This is a genomic window from Variovorax sp. Soil_C_17 (genome assembly GCF_057657265.1).
The window spans coordinates 102,574-117,749 of record NZ_JBDGIT010000003.1; the positions used below are offsets into that span (position 1 = coordinate 102,574).

Consider the following 15,176-nt stretch of genomic DNA (forward strand, 5'->3'; position numbering starts at 1 on the left):
CGGCCGCAGACGCTCCTCTCCCTGTCCCCCAGTTCTCCCCCAGCCGACTTTCACGAGGTCACGCATGTACCCCTTCACGTTCACACGCCGAGCCGCCATGCTGTCGGCCACCCTGGCCGCCGCCGGCGCGCTGCTCGCGACACCCGCCGGAGCAGCCGCCGCCGACGAAGCCCCCAAGCGCGGCGGCACGCTGGTGCTGGGCAACACCCAGACCCCGCGGCACCTCAACGGCGCGGTGCAATCGGGCATCGCGACCGCCGTGCCGTCGACCCAGATCTTCGCCAGCCCGCTGCGCTTCGACGACAAGTGGAATCCGCAGCCCTACCTCGCCGAGTCGTGGAAGCTGGCCGAGGACGGCAAGTCGCTCACCCTCAACCTGCGCAAGAACGCCGTGTTCCACGACGGCAAGCCCGTGACCTCGGCCGACGTGGCCTTCTCGATCATGGCAATCAAGGCCAACCACCCCTTCACCACCATGATGGGCCCGGTGGAGAAGGTGGAAACGCCCGACCCCCACACCGCCATCATCCGCATGAGCACGCCGCACCCGGCGATCGTGCTGGCGATGTCGCCGGCGCTGTGCCCCATCCTGCCCAAGCACATCTACGGCGACGGCCAGGACCTCAAGACCCATCCGCGCAACAGCACCGACATGGTGGGCTCGGGCCCCTTCAAGCTGGTCGAGTTCAAGCCGGGCCAACGCATCGTGATGGAGCGCTTCGACAAGTTCTTTCTCTCCGGCAAGCCCTACCTCGACAAGGTGATTGTCAACATCACGCCCGACATGGCCAGCCTGATGCTGGGCCTGGAGCGCGGCGACGTGCAGATGCTGCCCTTCGCGAGCGTGCCCACCGACCTCAAGCGCCTGGCGACCAACCCGCAGGTCACGCTCACGCCCAAGGGCTACGAGGGCATCGGCGCAATCAACTGGCTGGCCTTCAACCTGACGAAGAAGCCGCTGTCGGACGTGCAGGTGCGCAAGGCCATCGCCACCGCGATCGACAAGAACTTCATCACCAAGGCGCTGATGGCCGGCTTCGCGACGCCGGCCGACGGCCCCATCGTGGCCAGCAGCCCCTTCGCCGTGCCGGACCTGGTGCGCTACCCGGTGGACCTGAAGAAGGCCGCCGAGATGCTGGACGCCGCGGGCTACAAGGCCGGCGCGGGCGGCGAGCGCTTCAAACTCACCATCGACTACCTGCCCGGCGCCGACGACCAGCAAAAGACCGTGGCCGAGTACATCCGCGGCCAGCTCAAGAAGGTCGGGATCGCGGTCGAGGTGCGTGCTTCGGCCGACTTCCCGGCCTGGGCCAAGCGCATGGCCTCGCACGACTTCGACATGTCGATGGACCTGGTCTTCAACTGGGGCGACCCGATCATCGGCGTGCACCGCACCTACCTGTCGACCAACATCAAGCCGGTGGTCTGGACCAACACGCAGTCCTACAGCAACCCGAAGGTGGACGAGCTGCTCAACACCGCCGGCGGCATCATCGACCCGGTCAAGCGCAAGGCCTACTACGCCACCTTCGAGAAGATCGTGACCGACGAGCTGCCCATCGTCTTCATCAACCAGGTGCCCTACCACACGGCCGTGAGCAAGAAGGTGGCGAACGTGCCGGCCAGCATCTGGGGACCGATGTCGCCCTACGACGAGGTGTACTTCAAGTAGGCGGGAGCGACGACGATGCCGCGCTACATCGCATCGCGCCTGCTGCAGGGCCTGGCCCTGGTGCTGGCGGTGGTGATCCTCAACTTCGTGCTGGTGCATGCCGCGCCCGGCGATCCGGTGGAGACCATCGCCGGCGCCAGCGGCGGCATGTCGCCCGAACTGATGGCGCAGCTGCGCACGCAGTACGGGCTCGACCGCCCGCTGCCGGTGCAGCTGGGCGTCTACCTCGGCAAGGTGCTGCAGGGCGACCTGGGCTACTCCTACTTCTTCAACCTGCCCGTCACCTCGCTGATCGCCGAGCGCGTGCCCGCCACGCTGCTGCTGGTGCTGAGCGCGGTGCTGCTGGCCTTCCTGGTGGGCACCGCGCTGGGCGTGCTGTCCTCGCGCAAGCCCAACGGCGCGCTCTCGCAGTTCATCACCGTGCTGTCGATGGTGGGCTTCGCGGCGCCGGTGTTCTGGGTGGGGATCATGCTGGTGATCCTCTTCGCCTCGATCCTGCCCATCCTTCCGGTGGCCGGCATGCGCTCGGTGGACGGCTCGGGCGAAGGCGTCGCCGGCGTGCTCGACGTGCTGCACCACCTGGTGCTGCCGACGGTGACGCTGGGGCTGGTGTACCTCGCGCAGTACAGCCGGCTCGCGCGCTCGTCGATGCTGGACGTGCTGGGCGCCGACTTCATCCGCACCGCGCGCGCCAAGGGCCTGGCCGAACGCGTGGTGCTCTACAAGCATGCGCTGCGCAATGCGCTGCTGCCGGTGGTGACGGTGCTAGGCCTGCAGTTCGGCAACGTGCTGGCCGGCGCGATCCTGGTCGAGACGGTGTTCAACTGGCCCGGCCTGGGCCGGCTCGCCTTCGACTCGGTGCTGCGCCGCGACTACCCGACCATCCTCGGCGTGCTGCTGTTCTCTTCCATCGTGGTGGTGGTGATGAACCAGATCACCGACCTGTGCTATCGCCTCATCGATCCGCGGATCAAGTCCTCATGAACAAGAGCGCCACCCTGCAAGCCCCGGCCGCTGCGGCCCGGCCCGCGGCCCGGCCCATGCCGAAAGTCGAGCATCCCGGCGCCGAGGCGCTGCGCATGTTCCTGCGCAACCCCTCGGCCATCGCCGGCATGGCGATGCTGCTTCTGATCCTGCTGGTCGCGATCGCCGGCCCGTGGGTCTACCCGGCCGATCCCTTCGAGATCCGCTCCGCCCCGCTCACCCCGCCCTTCAGCGAGGAGGCCTGGCTGGGCAGCGACTACCTGGGCCGCGACGTCTTCACCACGCTCATCTACGGCGGCCGCGCCACGCTGCTGGTGGGCGCGGTGGCGGCGCTGCTGTCGGTGGCCATCGGCATCACGCTGGGCGCCTTTGCCGGCTACTACGGCGGCAAGGTCGATGCCGCGCTGATGCGCGTGACCGAGTTCTTCCAGGTGCTGCCCGCCCTGCTCTTCGCGATGGTGGTGGTCACGCTGTTCTCGCCCTCGCTCGTCACGGTGACGCTGGCCATCGGCATCGTCAGCTGGACGGGCACCGCGCGGCTCACGCGCGCCGAGTTCCTCAAGTACCGCGGCCTGGAGTTCGTGCGCGCGGAGCGGGCCATCGGCGCCGGCAACGCACGCATCATCTGGAAGGTGATCCTGCCCAACGCGCTGCCGCCGCTGGTGGTGTCGGCCACGCTGGCGGTGGGCGCGGCCATCCTGTTCGAGGCCGGCCTCTCCTTCCTAGGGCTGGGCGATCCCAACCAGATGAGCTGGGGCCTGATGATCGGATCGAGCCGGCAGTACGTGCTGTCCTGCTGGTGGGCGGTGGCCTTCCCGGGCGCGGCCATTTTCTTCACGGTGCTCGCGGTCAGCCTGATCGGCGACGGCCTCAACGATGCGCTGAACCCCAAGCTCCGGGAGCGTTGAACATGCCCGCAATTTCCTCCAACCAGCCCCTGCTGCGCGTGCAGGACTTGCACGTCGAGTTCAGGACGCGCCGCGGGCAGGCCCAGGTGCTCAACGGCGTGGACTTCGAAATCCGCGGCGGCGAAACGCTCTGCGTGGTCGGCGAATCCGGCTGCGGCAAGAGCATGACCGCGCTGGCGCTGCTGCGCCTGATCCCGTCCCCGCCCGGCCGCATCAGCGGCGGCCGCGTGCTGTTCCAGGAAGAGGACCTGCTCAAGGCCGGCGAGGCCCGCATGCGCGAGGTGCGCGGCAACCGCATCTCGATGATCTTCCAGGAGCCGATGACATCGCTCAACCCGGTGTTCACCGTCGGCGACCAGATCGCCGAATCGCTGCAGCTGCACGCCGGGATGAACGTGCAAGCGGCGCGCACGCGCGCCATCGAGATGCTGCGGCAGGTGGGCATTCCGGCGCCCGAGCGGCGCGTCGACGAGTACCCTCACCAGCTCTCGGGCGGCATGCGCCAGCGCGTGATGATCGCGATGGCCCTGGCCTGCCGGCCCGACATCCTGATCGCCGACGAGCCCACCACCGCGCTGGACGTGACGGTGCAGGCGCAGATCTTCGACCTGCTGCGCGAGCTGCAGCGCGAGAAGGGCACGGCCATCCTGCTCATCACCCACGACATGGGCGCGGTGGCCGAGATGGCCGACCGCGTGATGGTGATGTACGCTGGCCGCGTGATCGAGCAAGGCACCACCGCCCAGGTGCTGGGCGAGCCGAGCCACCCCTACACCCGCGGCCTGATCGAGTGCCTGCCCGAGCTGGGCAGCAGCACGGCCAGCGAAGAACGCGAGGCCCTGCCCGAGATCGCCGGCATGGTGCCGTCGATCTGGGAGCTGGGCAGCGGCTGCGCCTTCCGCGAGCGCTGCCCGCATGCGATGGAGCGCTGCGCCACCGAGGTGCCGCCGATGTTCGAGGTGCCGAGCGCCGTCGTTCCCCTGCACGCGGCGATGCCGCATGGCGCGGCCTGCTGGCTGCACGCGGCGCCGCAGCCGCACAAGTTGAAGGAGGCCGCATGAGAACCGCTCCCGTTTCGAACCGCAGCGCAGCGCGTGGCGCGGAGGTTGCCCGATGAGCTTCATGGCCGATACCGACACGCTGCTGTCGGTCAACGATCTCAAGGTGCATTTCCCACGCGGGAAAGCCGGCTGGGGCCGCCCCGCCGAAGTGGTGAAGGCGGTCGACGGCGTGTCCTTCCAGGTCCGGCGCGGCAGCACGCTCGCGGTGGTGGGCGAATCGGGCTCGGGCAAGACCACCACCGCGCTGGCCGTGATGCGGCTCGCGCCCATCACCGGCGGCCATGTGCAGCTGGGCGGCACCCAGCTCGGCACGCTGGAGGGCGAGGCGCTGCGCCAGGCGCGCTCGCGCATGCAGATCATCTTCCAGGACCCCTTCTCCTCCCTCAACCCGCGCGAGCGCGCCGGTGCCGCGGTGCGGGCGCCGCTGGAGCTGATGAAGATCGGCACCCCGGCCGAGCGCACGCAGCGCGTGGCCGAGCTCTTCGAGGCCGTGGGCCTGCGGCCGGAGCAGCAGCAGCTGTTCCCGCACCAGTTCTCGGGCGGCCAGCGCCAGCGCATCAACATCGCGCGGGCCCTGGCCACCAACCCCGAGCTGGTGGTGTGCGACGAGCCGGTGTCGGCGCTGGACATCGCGATCCGTGCGCAGATCCTCAACCTGCTCGCGCGCCTGCAGCGGGAGCTGGGCCTGACCTATCTCTTCATCTCGCACGACATGGCGGTGGTGGAGCACATCTGCGACGACATCGCCGTGATGTACCTGGGCCAGATCGTGGAGCGCGCGCCGCGGCGCAGCTTCTTCGCGCGGCCGCTGCATCCCTACAGCGTGGCGCTGATGTCGGCGGTGCCCACCGTCAGCGGCGGACGGCGGCGCGCGGCGCAGCGCATCAAGCTCACGGGCGACCCGCCCAGCCCCATCGATCCGCCCGCGGGCTGCCGCTTCGCCGGCCGCTGCCCGGTGGCCGAGCCGGCCTGCAAGGCCGAGTTGCCGCCGCTGCGCGAGGTGGCGCCGGACCATTGGGTGCGCTGCCGGCGCGTCGAGATCGTGCAGGGCCGGCCCCAGCCGCCGCTGCACCTGCAGCCGGCCTGAAACCGGCGTACCGTTCGCCGATCCCTCTCATCCACTCCACACTTCATTCATGAGCGCGACCACCGTCTACCCCGCCCGCAAGATCATCACCATGAACCCGATGCAGCCCGAAGCCACCCACGTGGCCGTGCGCGATGGCCGGGTGCTCGCGGTCGGCACGCTGGAGGACATGCAGGCCTGGGGCGCCTTCGCGCTCGACGAACGCTTCGCCGACAAGGTGCTGATGCCCGGCCTGGTCGAGGGCCACTGCCACCTGAAGGAAGGCAGCATGTGGGACTGGACGTACCTGGGCTGGTTCGACCGCCGCGACCCCGAAGGCAAGGTCTGGAGCGGCCTGCGCTCGATGGAGTCGGTGGTGGCGCGCCTGGCCGAGGTCGATGCGCAGATGAAGGCTGCGGGACGGCCCGAGAGCGAGCCCCTGATCGCCTGGGGCTTCGACCCCATCTACTTCGGCGGCGAGCGCATGACGGTCGCGCACGTCGACCGCGCGAGCAGCACCCGCCCGATCGTGATCGGCCATGCCAACGGCCACCTGATGAACGTCAACAGCGCCATGCTGCGGCTGGCCGAGATCACCCGCGACAACGAGGTCGAGGGCGTTGTCAAGTTCGCCGGCGGCGACACCGCAGGCGAACCCACCGGCGAGCTGCAGGAGCCCGCCGCGATGTTCCTGGTGCTGCGCAAGATCGGCAATGCGGGCCTCCTGGCGCCGATGACCGAAGACGGCGTGCGCTCCTTCGGCCGGCTGGCCTGCATGCAGGGCGTGACCACCGCCACCGACCTGGTCAACAAGCTCACCGAGCAAGACTGCCGCGTGCTCGAGACCGTGACCGGCGAAGAAGGCTACGCCGTGCGCATCCTGCCCGCCTTCCAGGCCTTTCACGGCACGCACGGCGCGCCGGCCGGTGCGGAGCATGTGAAGAGCCTCGTGCCGCGCAACACCGATCGCCTGCGCTACGGCCTGGTGAAGATGATGCTCGACGGCTCGATCCAGGGCTTCTCGGCGCGGCTGCGCTGGCCCGGCCACTTCAACGGCGCGCCCAACGGCATCTGGGTGACGGCGCCGGCGCAGTACGAGGCCGACTTCGAGGCGTACCACCGTGCCGGCCTCACCATCCACACCCACACCAACGGCGACGAGGCCAGCGAGGCGGCCATCGACGCCATCGAGCGCGTGCTGGTCCGCGCGCCGCGGCCCGACCACCGCCACACGCTGCAGCACGGCCAGATGATCGATGCGCCGCTGTTCCGCCGGATGGCCGCGCTGGGCTTGAGCGCCAACCTGTTCGCCAATCACATCTGGTACTGGGGCGACCAGCACTACGAGATGACCATGGGCCCCGACCGCGCCAACCGCCTCGATGCCTGCGGCAGCGCACTGGCGGCCGGCGTGCCGCTGGCCATCCATTCCGATGCGCCGGTGACGCCCCTGGGGCCGCTTTTCACGGCCTGGTGCGCGGTCAACCGCGTGACGCCCAAGGGGCGCCTGCTCGGCGCGGCCGAGCGCATCAGCGTGCCGCAGGCGCTGCGCGCCATCACCCTCGGCGCGGCCTGGACGCTGAAGCTGGACCAGGAGATCGGCAGCATCGAATGCGGCAAGCGGGCGGACTTCTGCGTGCTGGAGGAGGACCCGCTGGCGGTCGATCCGATGAAGCTCAAGGATGTTCGCGTGTGGGGCACGGTGCTGTCGGGCCGGGTGTTCGAGGCGCGGCGGGGTTGAAGTGAAGCAGCGGCTGCCGCTCACCGTCATCGGCGGCTTTCTGGGCGCCGGAAAGACCACGCTGGTCAACCGCTGGCTGCGGGAGGCCGAGGGGCAGCGCATCGCGGTGCTGGTCAACGACTTCGGCACGCTCAACATCGATGCGGCGCTGATCGCCGGCACGAGCGGCGACACCATCGCGCTGACCAATGGGTGCGTGTGCTGCCAGATCGGGGACGACCTTTCTCGGGCGTTGATCCAGGTGCTGGAGTCGGGGACGCGCTTCGATGCGGTGGTGATCGAGGCCAGCGGGGTGTCGGACCCTTGGCGCATCGCGCAGATGGGGATGGCAGCGCCCGAGCTGGGGCTGGAGGGAGTGATCGTGCTGGTCGACGCGGCAGCGGTGATGGGGCAGGCGCGAGATCCGCTGCTGGCGGATACGCTGGAGCGGCAGCTGAGGGCTGCGGATCTGGTGGTCATCAACAAGGTCGATGGCGTGACGGCGGAGGACTTGGCGCGCGTGCGCGCATGGGTGACGGCGGTTGCGGGGCGGACGCCGCAGTACGAGACCTCGCAGGCGGAGCTGCCCAAGGTGCTGCGCGAGGGACTGTCCTTGGCGGATGCGCGCGAGGGACGCGGCTGCGCGCACGCGGGCTGCGATCACGAGGACCACGCGCACGACGCGCACCACCATCACGGCGAGCTGTTCGACAGCTGGTCCTGCCGGCCCCTGCAGACCTTCGACGCGGGGGCTCTGCGCGCCTGGCTGCGGGACACGCCCGTCGGGCTGCTGCGACTCAAGGGCCTCGTGCGAACCGGCGAAGCCGAATGGTCGGAGATCCAGTTCGCGGGCCGCCATGGCACGCTGCGCAAGGCCGAGGTGCCGGCGGACGGGGCGGCTGTGGTGGCGATCGGCGTGCGGGGGCAGCTGAACCTTGCTGCGCTGGAGGAAGCCTTCCTTCAGTGCGCCCCCGCCGGCAAGAGCGCCTGAACGCAACAAAACGCTACATTTTTGTCCCTCGGTTTCGGGCCTCTTGATGCGGGAGCCTGCAGGCGTTATTTCTCTGTCGCTCTCTTTGGTCATCGTGAAAGGAGGACCCAAATGGCCATGGACATGCTCAGACAGATTGCCGGTTCCCCCTTGCCCGCCACCTTCCGCACGCCAGCGGAGATCGACAAGATCAAGGTTCTGCGCGCTGCGGGTTTGGTGATCGCGCTCACGCCCGCACCTTCGGATGCGCTCTCGTTCCCGGGCACGGCCGATGCGGCCCAGGTGCTGGCGATCACGGAAAAAGGCCGTGAAGAACTGGCCAGGTTTTCTCTCCCCGGCGACGATCCCTCAGTGCAGCCTGCACGCGGCTCCTGGTGGAAAGCCAAGCTGAACGCAACATTCGATGCGCATCGCGCGGCGCAACGGAGGTGAGATATGCAACAAGCCTCCTCCTCGGATGCGATCGTCTACCGCGACGTCGACATCGCGATCAAGGTCCAAAGGGCGGGCGGCCACGTCTTCGGTCACGCCGATCTCGTCAAGAAGAACGAGTTCAAGGGCAGGATCTCTCTCGGGAGCGGACGAAGCCGCTCCAGGGAGGTGCGCGACCGCTTGCGCATGCTGGCAAAAGCCAAGGTGGATGTCTGGGCGACGATCGAATCGGCCACGGTTCATTGAAGGCGAAGACAAGGCACCCGCAGCCATGACCTCCGTGGCCGGGTGCCGCGGCGCCCACCCGGGCGCCGCCGACCGCACGCCCCGTGCGGTCCGAGGTCCTCCCGTACTCAGCGACCGTCGCGGTCCGAGTCGCCGGGGACCGCGCGCTCGACCTTGTCGCTCAGGCGCTGCCACGCATCGCGCGTCGCGTGCTTGGCACGCTCCCATTCGAGCGAAGAGCGGCCTCGGGCGGTTCCCCAGTCCCGGCTCAGCTCGGGCTCCACGTCGTCGAACCTGCGGCCGGGATAGCGCGTATAGGCGTCGACGCCATAGCGGTATGCCGGGGAATAGTCGTCATAGGTCGACCCGCTCTCGACGTAGGGACGCCCGGTGTAGTTGTCGCGCCAGTAGGCGTCCTCTTCGGCCGGGTCCGCCTTGACCGCTCGGCCGGCAACGGCACCGGCCACCGCTCCAACTGCCGCCCCGACGGCGGCGCCCACCGGACCGGTCATGCCGCCGACCGCCGCTCCTGCGGCCGCGCCTCCCGCCACACCACCGGCGACACCGCCCACGGCGGCGCCGACCCCGGTCGCGGTTGCCTTGTCTTTGGGTTCGTTCCGTTCAGCCATTGAAAGTCTCCTTAAATTAAATGGAGAACTTAAGTTCCGCTCGCGTCGACGAAACGCACAGGGTCTATTGCCTGATCGGGTTGAAGGGTGCGAGCGCTGCGGCGTGACGGCGCCTGCCTACATGTTGGTATGACGCGTGGAAGCAAGCGTCGCGTCCTCCCCATCTTCTTTTTCGCGCAACACCGCGTTGATCTCGGCACCGAAGATCAGCGTGGTCGCGCTGATGTACAGAAAGACCAGCGTCGCGACCACACCGGCGAAGCTGCCGTACAGCAATGCCAGTTTGCCGGCGGTACGCAGCGTGTACGAGAGAGTGGCGGCAGCCGCCACCCACAATGCCGCACCCATCAACGCGCCGGGCATCACCGTGCGCAGCCGCTGGCGAATGTCGGGCAGCCAGCCGTAGAGCAGCGCGTACAGCATCGTCAGCACCAGGAAGGCCGAGCCGTAGCGCACGCTGTTGCGAAGCCAAGGGGCCTCTTGCCCCGCCAGCAGCTGCCACAGGTACGGCATGATGATCACCGAGCTGAACGCTGCCAGGATGCCGGTGCCCACGATCGTCGTGAACAGCGTGACCTTGATGCGTGCCTTCCAGAACGGCAAGCCACGCTGGATGCCGTAGGAGCGATTGAGCGCCGTGCGCACGCCCTGCATGCCCGACGAAGCGGTCCAAAGCGTCATCACCACGCCGATGGTCAGCAGCGCCTGGTTGCGCTGGGCCAGCACCTGATCGATGACCGGCTGTACCGCGTCGCGCACCACCTGCGGCGCGTAGTCCATCACGCGATGGGCCAGCGCCGCGGCGTCGCCAGGCTGCCCCATGAAGCCGGCGGCGGCGGACAGCAGGATCAACAGCGGAAACATGGCCAGCACCCATGAGAACGCGAGGCTCCCGGCCTGGTTGGCGCTCTGGTGCAGGACGTAGTTGCGGATGGCGAGCAGGATGACGCGCAGGCCCGGCGTCGCGATCGCGGCATGCCGCACGCGGCGCCAGGCATCGCTGAGGCGTCTCATGGGGTGGCATGCCAACGCATCGCGGAAGGCGCTGGGGATGCAGTCAAGTCAAAGCGCTGTATCCGTGGGCTCGCTATTTTTTCTGCGTCTCTGGCTGCGCGGGCTTTACCGGGTTTTCCGGTGTCGCCGGGGTCCTGGACGGCTCGCCCGTCGCAGGCGCAGCGCCGGTCGCGGTCACCGCGGGAGACTGGGTCTGCACTGCCGCTGGTCCATACCACGTCTTGACGCCCCGATGCCCGGCGCATGCATCGGACCTCTTGGCGGCTTTCGAATAGGTTCCGTCCTTGCATTGCGCCGTACTGCCGGCCGGCGCCTTCGCCGGCGCCTGTGCTTGCGCAGCGAAGCAAAGAAGGGATGAGCAGATGAGAACAACCGGCCCGTAACGCATGACTGAACTCCTTGGCGCAATCGGTGTGCGCTTCCTGCTTCCTTCTTGCTCCACGGAGACGGCAGGGGCGACAGTCCTGCTTGCTGTTTGAACGTAGGACATCCGGCAGGCCGTGGGTCGAGTTCGATCCACCGCCTGCCATTGCCGCGAAGCTCGCAAGCGGGACCGGCCCTGTCGGACGACCTCCCAACATTGCGCGAGCCCTGAAAGAATGGATGCCCACCCGGGCTGTTCCGGACCCATCCCCCGCCGGCAAATGACCGTCTCCGCGTCGCCATCGGTCGAGACACTGACCGAGCTCAACATCGTCGACCTGCTCGATTCGGCAGGTCTGTTGCGCCTGCGCGGGACGCCTCTGTCCCGCTTGTTTCGACCTGCAGCCCGCCGCTTCGCCCGGACTGCGCACGAGTTCGACACCCGTGTCGGCGAACAGGGCCTTGCGCAGGGCAGCGCGTGGCTGATGAGCCGCATGACCGCCGGCATCGTCACCTCCGGCCTGGAATACGTTCCGCCGCAAGGGCCCGTGATCATCCTGGCCAACCATCCCGGCATGACGGACACGGTTGCGCTCTTCACGAGTCTCGCCTGCCGCCCTGACCTTCGCGTGATCGCCTCCGATCGCCCCTTCCTTCGCGCCTTGCCCAACGTCGCGCGGCAGTTGATCTTCCTGCCCGATGAAGAAAGCGGGCGCATGGCGGTCATACGAACGGCCGCCAGGCACTTGCAGGAAGGTGGCGCCCTGCTGACCTTCCCGGCCGGAGAGATCGAGCCCGACCCCGCCGCCTTTGGCCCCCAGCGGGCAGCGGCGTCGTTGCAGAGCTGGTCCGGCAGCTATGCCTTGTTCGCCCGGCTGGCGCCCCGAACGCGCTTCGTGCCCGCGCTCGTGAGCCATGTCATCTCCCCGGATGCACAGAGGCATCCGCTCACGCTGTTGCGCCGCACGGCGCGCAACAAGGAAAAGCTCGCTGCCGCGCTGCAGGTGGCGCTACCGCGCTACCGCGATCTGGTCGCCAAGGTCACGTTCGGCCATCCGATGGACGCCGGCGCCGAGGGGGCGCAGGCGCTCGGCGCGTCGATCGCAGCGCAGATGCGCCGCCTCATTTTTTCGGACGGATCGCCTCTGCGCACCGACGAGTCGCTCGAGGCGCTTTCGCCTCGTCTCGGACCTTCACCCTGATCACCCCAAGGGCCCCGCACGTCATCGTGTCGCCGCGCTGCCGCCCTTCGTGCCATCAGGCTGCGGTATCGACAAGGGCGTGACCTCGACCTGCGCCAGCCCGTCTTCCCGCGAAAGACCGATCTCGCGGGCCGTGGCGGGCGAGAGATCGACGATGCGCCCCTTCACGAACGGGCCGCGATCCTGGATGGTGACCACCGCGCTGCGCCCGGTGTCCAGGTTGGTCACCCTTGCGGTGGTCCCGAGGGGCAGTGTCTTGCTGGCCGCGTTGTCGTCCCGCGGGTTCATGCGGGTGCCGTCCGCCATCTTGCGGCCGGTGAATTTGTCAGCATAGAAGGAGGCCTTTCCGACCTGCTTGCCGCCGCTGCGGTCGAGGCCGGTCTTGCCGGCCGCGGATGGCTTCGGAGCGGGCGACGGTGCGCTCGATGGCGGCAAGACCTCACGCGATGCACCCGGCTCCGAAGCGGCCCCTTGCGCCGGCCGCTCGCGCGGCGTCGGGGCGATCGCGCAGCTGGACAGCATGCAGGCCATCACCGCGAGCGCCGCGGCGCGTCGGCCCGATGTCGGTTTCAGGATCATGGCGGCTCCCTTGCAGACGCTGTGGATGCAGGCAGCATTTCCCGTCGAGCGCACGGCATGTGTCGGACGCCGCCGATTTGCCTGGCGGATGCTGCCGGGCAGGTGTGCGAGGCAGTGCCCCTGCCCGGGTGCGACACTCGCGTGTCCAAAAAGGCAGCCCATGCGAATCCAGGAAATCAAACGCCGACTACGGGAAGCCGGAGCAGGGCCCAGCCACGAGCACCGCATCTTGCGGCTCTGGTCCCATGCGCTCCCCCGCAACAGCGGAAAGCGCCGGCCGGACAGCTTCTTTCCGTCATCCCTGCTGGCCGCCCTGCCCTCCATCGAAGCCGAGCTGGCGGGCCTGGCGCACATCCACGCGGTCCATCACGGTGCCGATGGTTCCGAGCGGCTGCTGATCGCCCTCGCGGACGGCCAGATGGTGGAGAGCGTGTTGCTGCCGCGGGACGGCCTTTGCGTCTCGTCGCAAGTCGGGTGCGCCGTCGGATGCCGCTTCTGCATGACGGGCCGCGACGGCTTGCTGCGCCAGGTGGGAAGCGCCGAGATCGTTGCCCAGGTCGCCCTCGCGCGCCTGCGCCGGCCGGTGCGCAAGGTGGTGTTCATGGGCATGGGCGAACCGGCCCACAACCTCGACAACGTGATGGAGGCGATCGACCTGCTCGGCACGGTGGGCAACATCGGCCACAAGAACCTGGTCTTCTCCACCGTGGGCGATGCGCGCGCATTCGAGAGGCTGCACGAGCAAAGCGTCAAGCCCGCGCTGGCCCTCTCGTTGCACACGACCCGGGCCGAGCTGCGCAGAAGGCTGCTTCCGCGCGCGCCGAGCATGACGCCCGAGGAACTGGTGGCGGCGTGCGAACGCTATGCCCGGGCCAGCGGCTACCCGGTCCAGTACCAATGGACGCTGCTGGAAGGCGTCAACGACAGCGAAGAGGAGATGGAAGGGATCGTGAAGCTGCTCTCCGGCAAGTTCGGCGTGCTGAACATGATCCCCTTCAACGCGGTGGATGGCGTGGCGTTCAGCCGCCCCGCGCGGGAGCGCTGCGAGCAGATGGCGCGCCTGCTGCACCAGCGCGGCATCCTGACCAAGCTGCGCTATTCGGCGGGCCAGGACGTCGACGGCGGGTGTGGTCAGTTGCGGGCGCGTGCGGTCGAAGTGCAGGTGCCGCTTCGCAGTTCGATCTCCGGCGCCAGGCATCGGGCCGGCGACGTCACAGGGTGATGGTCACGGTATTTCCACTCCGGCCCGTGCACATGAGGTATTGCGCAATGGCGCGCTTCACCGTGTCGAAATGCCGCAGGTGGATCTTTCCGTAGGACTTGTTGTTCTTCTTGTCGTAGTTGTCCGTGTTGTTCATGATGCTGTCGGTGGTAAAGCCTGGCTTGTCGTAGATGTCTGCGCGATAAGGCGACGGGACATTCTCGAAGCTCTTCACGTGGTATTCGTCCGGATTGCCAATCATGTGGCCGAACTCGTGTATCACTTCCACGCGGTCTTCCACATCCCATGTGCTCAGGTTGGCGCCGGCGCCGCGCGTCTCGGACACCTCGTCTCTCCACGCTTTCAACTCCGCCGGGTTCATGGCGCTCAATGGCTTCGGTGGGGGACCGACGGGCGTCGTCTTGGGCACGATGAGTCCATGGTAAGAACTGGTGCTCGGGTCCACCCAGGTCAAGTCGAACTGCAGGTCTCTCGGTCTCCGGCCGTCGCCGAGATCCACTTTGGCAACGTTCCAGAAGCTTTCGATCACGTTCTTCATGGATTGCTTGATGGCCTGGCTCTTCGCACCGCCCGGGTCGTAGGCCGCGAAGACTCGGACAAGAACCACAGGGCCATGCTCCGCCACCTCCAGGTAGGTCGACCACTTGTACGTCTTCATCTTCTCACCGGGCCACTGTTGCCTTTGCTGGATGTGATAGCTGATCTTCAAGGGAAGCTGCCCGCTCTTCAGAACGACGGCCTGTTGAGCGATCACCTTCTGCCCGAAATCGCTTCCCCTCGCGTTCACCGCGCCGGTGCTCTGGTGATAGACACCCGCAGCCCACCTTTCCAGGGCCGTCACCGCCAGGCGGGTCTTGTCCGACGCGCCCGCGCCCGCATGCTCGGCGTGCCACCTGTCGATCATTTCCAGAAGAATCGACAGCCCGAGCTTTGACCCCTGGTAGGTGCTCCAGAGCGCATTCAACGCACGGTCGATGTCGAGCAGCTTTCCCGACAGGGCGGTCTTGCCGGCGGCCTTGAGATCTTCGGCCCACTTCTTTCTCATCTTTTCGCAGTCTTGAGACGTCATATCAACACCTCCGAAGAAAGTTGAAACCGACAAGCGGCG

At 68.0% G+C, this 15,176-nt stretch carries 16 protein-coding genes; 11 read left to right on the plus strand and 5 right to left on the minus strand.

Annotation, left to right across the window (positions count from 1 at the left end; genetic code table 11):
- Positions 1-64: 64 nt before the first annotated feature.
- From AC3A6Y_RS15570 to AC3A6Y_RS15610, 9 genes are all read left to right on the plus strand, one after another.
- The gene (locus AC3A6Y_RS15570; RefSeq protein ID WP_487869149.1) at positions 65-1,672 is read left to right on the plus strand and encodes an ABC transporter substrate-binding protein; all 1,608 of its coding nucleotides are present in this window, start codon (positions 65-67) and stop codon (positions 1,670-1,672) included.
- Between the two features lie 15 nt (positions 1,673-1,687).
- Positions 1,688-2,656, plus strand: a complete 969-nt coding sequence (locus AC3A6Y_RS15575) for an ABC transporter permease (RefSeq protein ID WP_487869150.1) — start codon at positions 1,688-1,690, stop codon at positions 2,654-2,656.
- The gene (locus AC3A6Y_RS15580) at positions 2,653-3,564 is read left to right on the plus strand and encodes an ABC transporter permease (RefSeq protein ID WP_487869151.1); all 912 of its coding nucleotides are present in this window, start codon (positions 2,653-2,655) and stop codon (positions 3,562-3,564) included. Before AC3A6Y_RS15575 ends, AC3A6Y_RS15580 begins: the two co-directional genes overlap by 4 nt.
- A gap of 2 nt (positions 3,565-3,566) precedes the next feature.
- Positions 3,567-4,625, plus strand: a complete 1,059-nt coding sequence (locus AC3A6Y_RS15585) for an ABC transporter ATP-binding protein (RefSeq protein ID WP_487869152.1) — start codon at positions 3,567-3,569, stop codon at positions 4,623-4,625.
- Positions 4,626-4,677: 52 nt separating this feature from the next.
- On the plus strand, positions 4,678-5,712 hold the full coding sequence (locus AC3A6Y_RS15590; RefSeq protein WP_487869153.1) for an ABC transporter ATP-binding protein: 1,035 nt from the start codon (positions 4,678-4,680) through the stop codon (positions 5,710-5,712).
- Positions 5,713-5,761: 49 nt separating this feature from the next.
- Complete coding sequence (locus AC3A6Y_RS15595; RefSeq protein ID WP_487869154.1) at positions 5,762-7,432, plus strand: amidohydrolase; 1,671 nt, start codon at positions 5,762-5,764, stop codon at positions 7,430-7,432.
- 1 nt (position 7,433) lies between these two features.
- A complete protein-coding gene (locus AC3A6Y_RS15600; protein WP_487869155.1) occupies positions 7,434-8,402 on the plus strand; it encodes a CobW family GTP-binding protein in 969 nt (322 codons plus the stop codon).
- Between the two features lie 111 nt (positions 8,403-8,513).
- Positions 8,514-8,834, plus strand: coding sequence for a hypothetical protein (locus AC3A6Y_RS15605; RefSeq protein ID WP_487869156.1), 321 nt, complete (start codon positions 8,514-8,516; stop codon positions 8,832-8,834).
- Between the two features lie 3 nt (positions 8,835-8,837).
- Positions 8,838-9,080 (plus strand): hypothetical protein, encoded by a 243-nt coding sequence (locus tag AC3A6Y_RS15610; RefSeq protein WP_487869157.1) that lies wholly within the window; start codon positions 8,838-8,840, stop codon positions 9,078-9,080.
- A gap of 107 nt (positions 9,081-9,187) precedes the next feature.
- Here the strand turns inward: AC3A6Y_RS15610 and AC3A6Y_RS15615 are convergent, their stop codons facing one another.
- The 3 genes from AC3A6Y_RS15615 to AC3A6Y_RS15625 form a co-directional block, all read right to left on the minus strand.
- Entirely contained in the window at positions 9,188-9,688 is a 501-nt protein-coding gene (locus AC3A6Y_RS15615; RefSeq protein WP_487869158.1) for a glycine zipper domain-containing protein, read from the minus strand.
- Positions 9,689-9,805: 117 nt separating this feature from the next.
- Entirely contained in the window at positions 9,806-10,702 is an 897-nt protein-coding gene (locus AC3A6Y_RS15620; RefSeq protein WP_487869159.1) for a YihY/virulence factor BrkB family protein, read from the minus strand.
- Positions 10,703-10,775: 73 nt separating this feature from the next.
- Positions 10,776-11,396 (minus strand): DUF3761 domain-containing protein, encoded by a 621-nt coding sequence (locus AC3A6Y_RS15625; RefSeq protein ID WP_487869160.1) that lies wholly within the window; start codon positions 11,394-11,396, stop codon positions 10,776-10,778.
- Between AC3A6Y_RS15625 and AC3A6Y_RS15630 the strand changes: the two genes are divergently transcribed.
- Positions 11,347-12,267, plus strand: a complete 921-nt coding sequence (locus tag AC3A6Y_RS15630) for a 1-acyl-sn-glycerol-3-phosphate acyltransferase (RefSeq protein WP_487869161.1) — start codon at positions 11,347-11,349, stop codon at positions 12,265-12,267. The genes AC3A6Y_RS15625 and AC3A6Y_RS15630 overlap by 50 nt on opposite strands.
- 21 nt (positions 12,268-12,288) lie before the next feature.
- On the opposite strand, the gene AC3A6Y_RS15635 is transcribed toward AC3A6Y_RS15630, so the two are convergent.
- A complete protein-coding gene (locus AC3A6Y_RS15635; RefSeq protein WP_487869162.1) occupies positions 12,289-12,846 on the minus strand; it encodes a septal ring lytic transglycosylase RlpA family protein in 558 nt (185 codons plus the stop codon).
- 160 nt (positions 12,847-13,006) lie between these two features.
- Here AC3A6Y_RS15635 and AC3A6Y_RS15640 point away from each other — a divergent pair, with 160 nt between their 5' ends.
- Positions 13,007-14,068 carry an RNA methyltransferase gene (locus AC3A6Y_RS15640; protein ID WP_487869163.1) on the plus strand — a complete coding sequence of 354 codons (1,062 nt, stop codon included), beginning with the start codon at positions 13,007-13,009 and terminating at the stop codon, positions 14,066-14,068.
- On the opposite strand, the gene AC3A6Y_RS15645 is transcribed toward AC3A6Y_RS15640, so the two are convergent.
- A complete protein-coding gene (locus AC3A6Y_RS15645) occupies positions 14,058-15,113 on the minus strand; it encodes a hypothetical protein (protein ID WP_487869164.1) in 1,056 nt (351 codons plus the stop codon). The genes AC3A6Y_RS15640 and AC3A6Y_RS15645 overlap by 11 nt on opposite strands.
- Positions 15,114-15,176 lie beyond the last annotated feature (63 nt).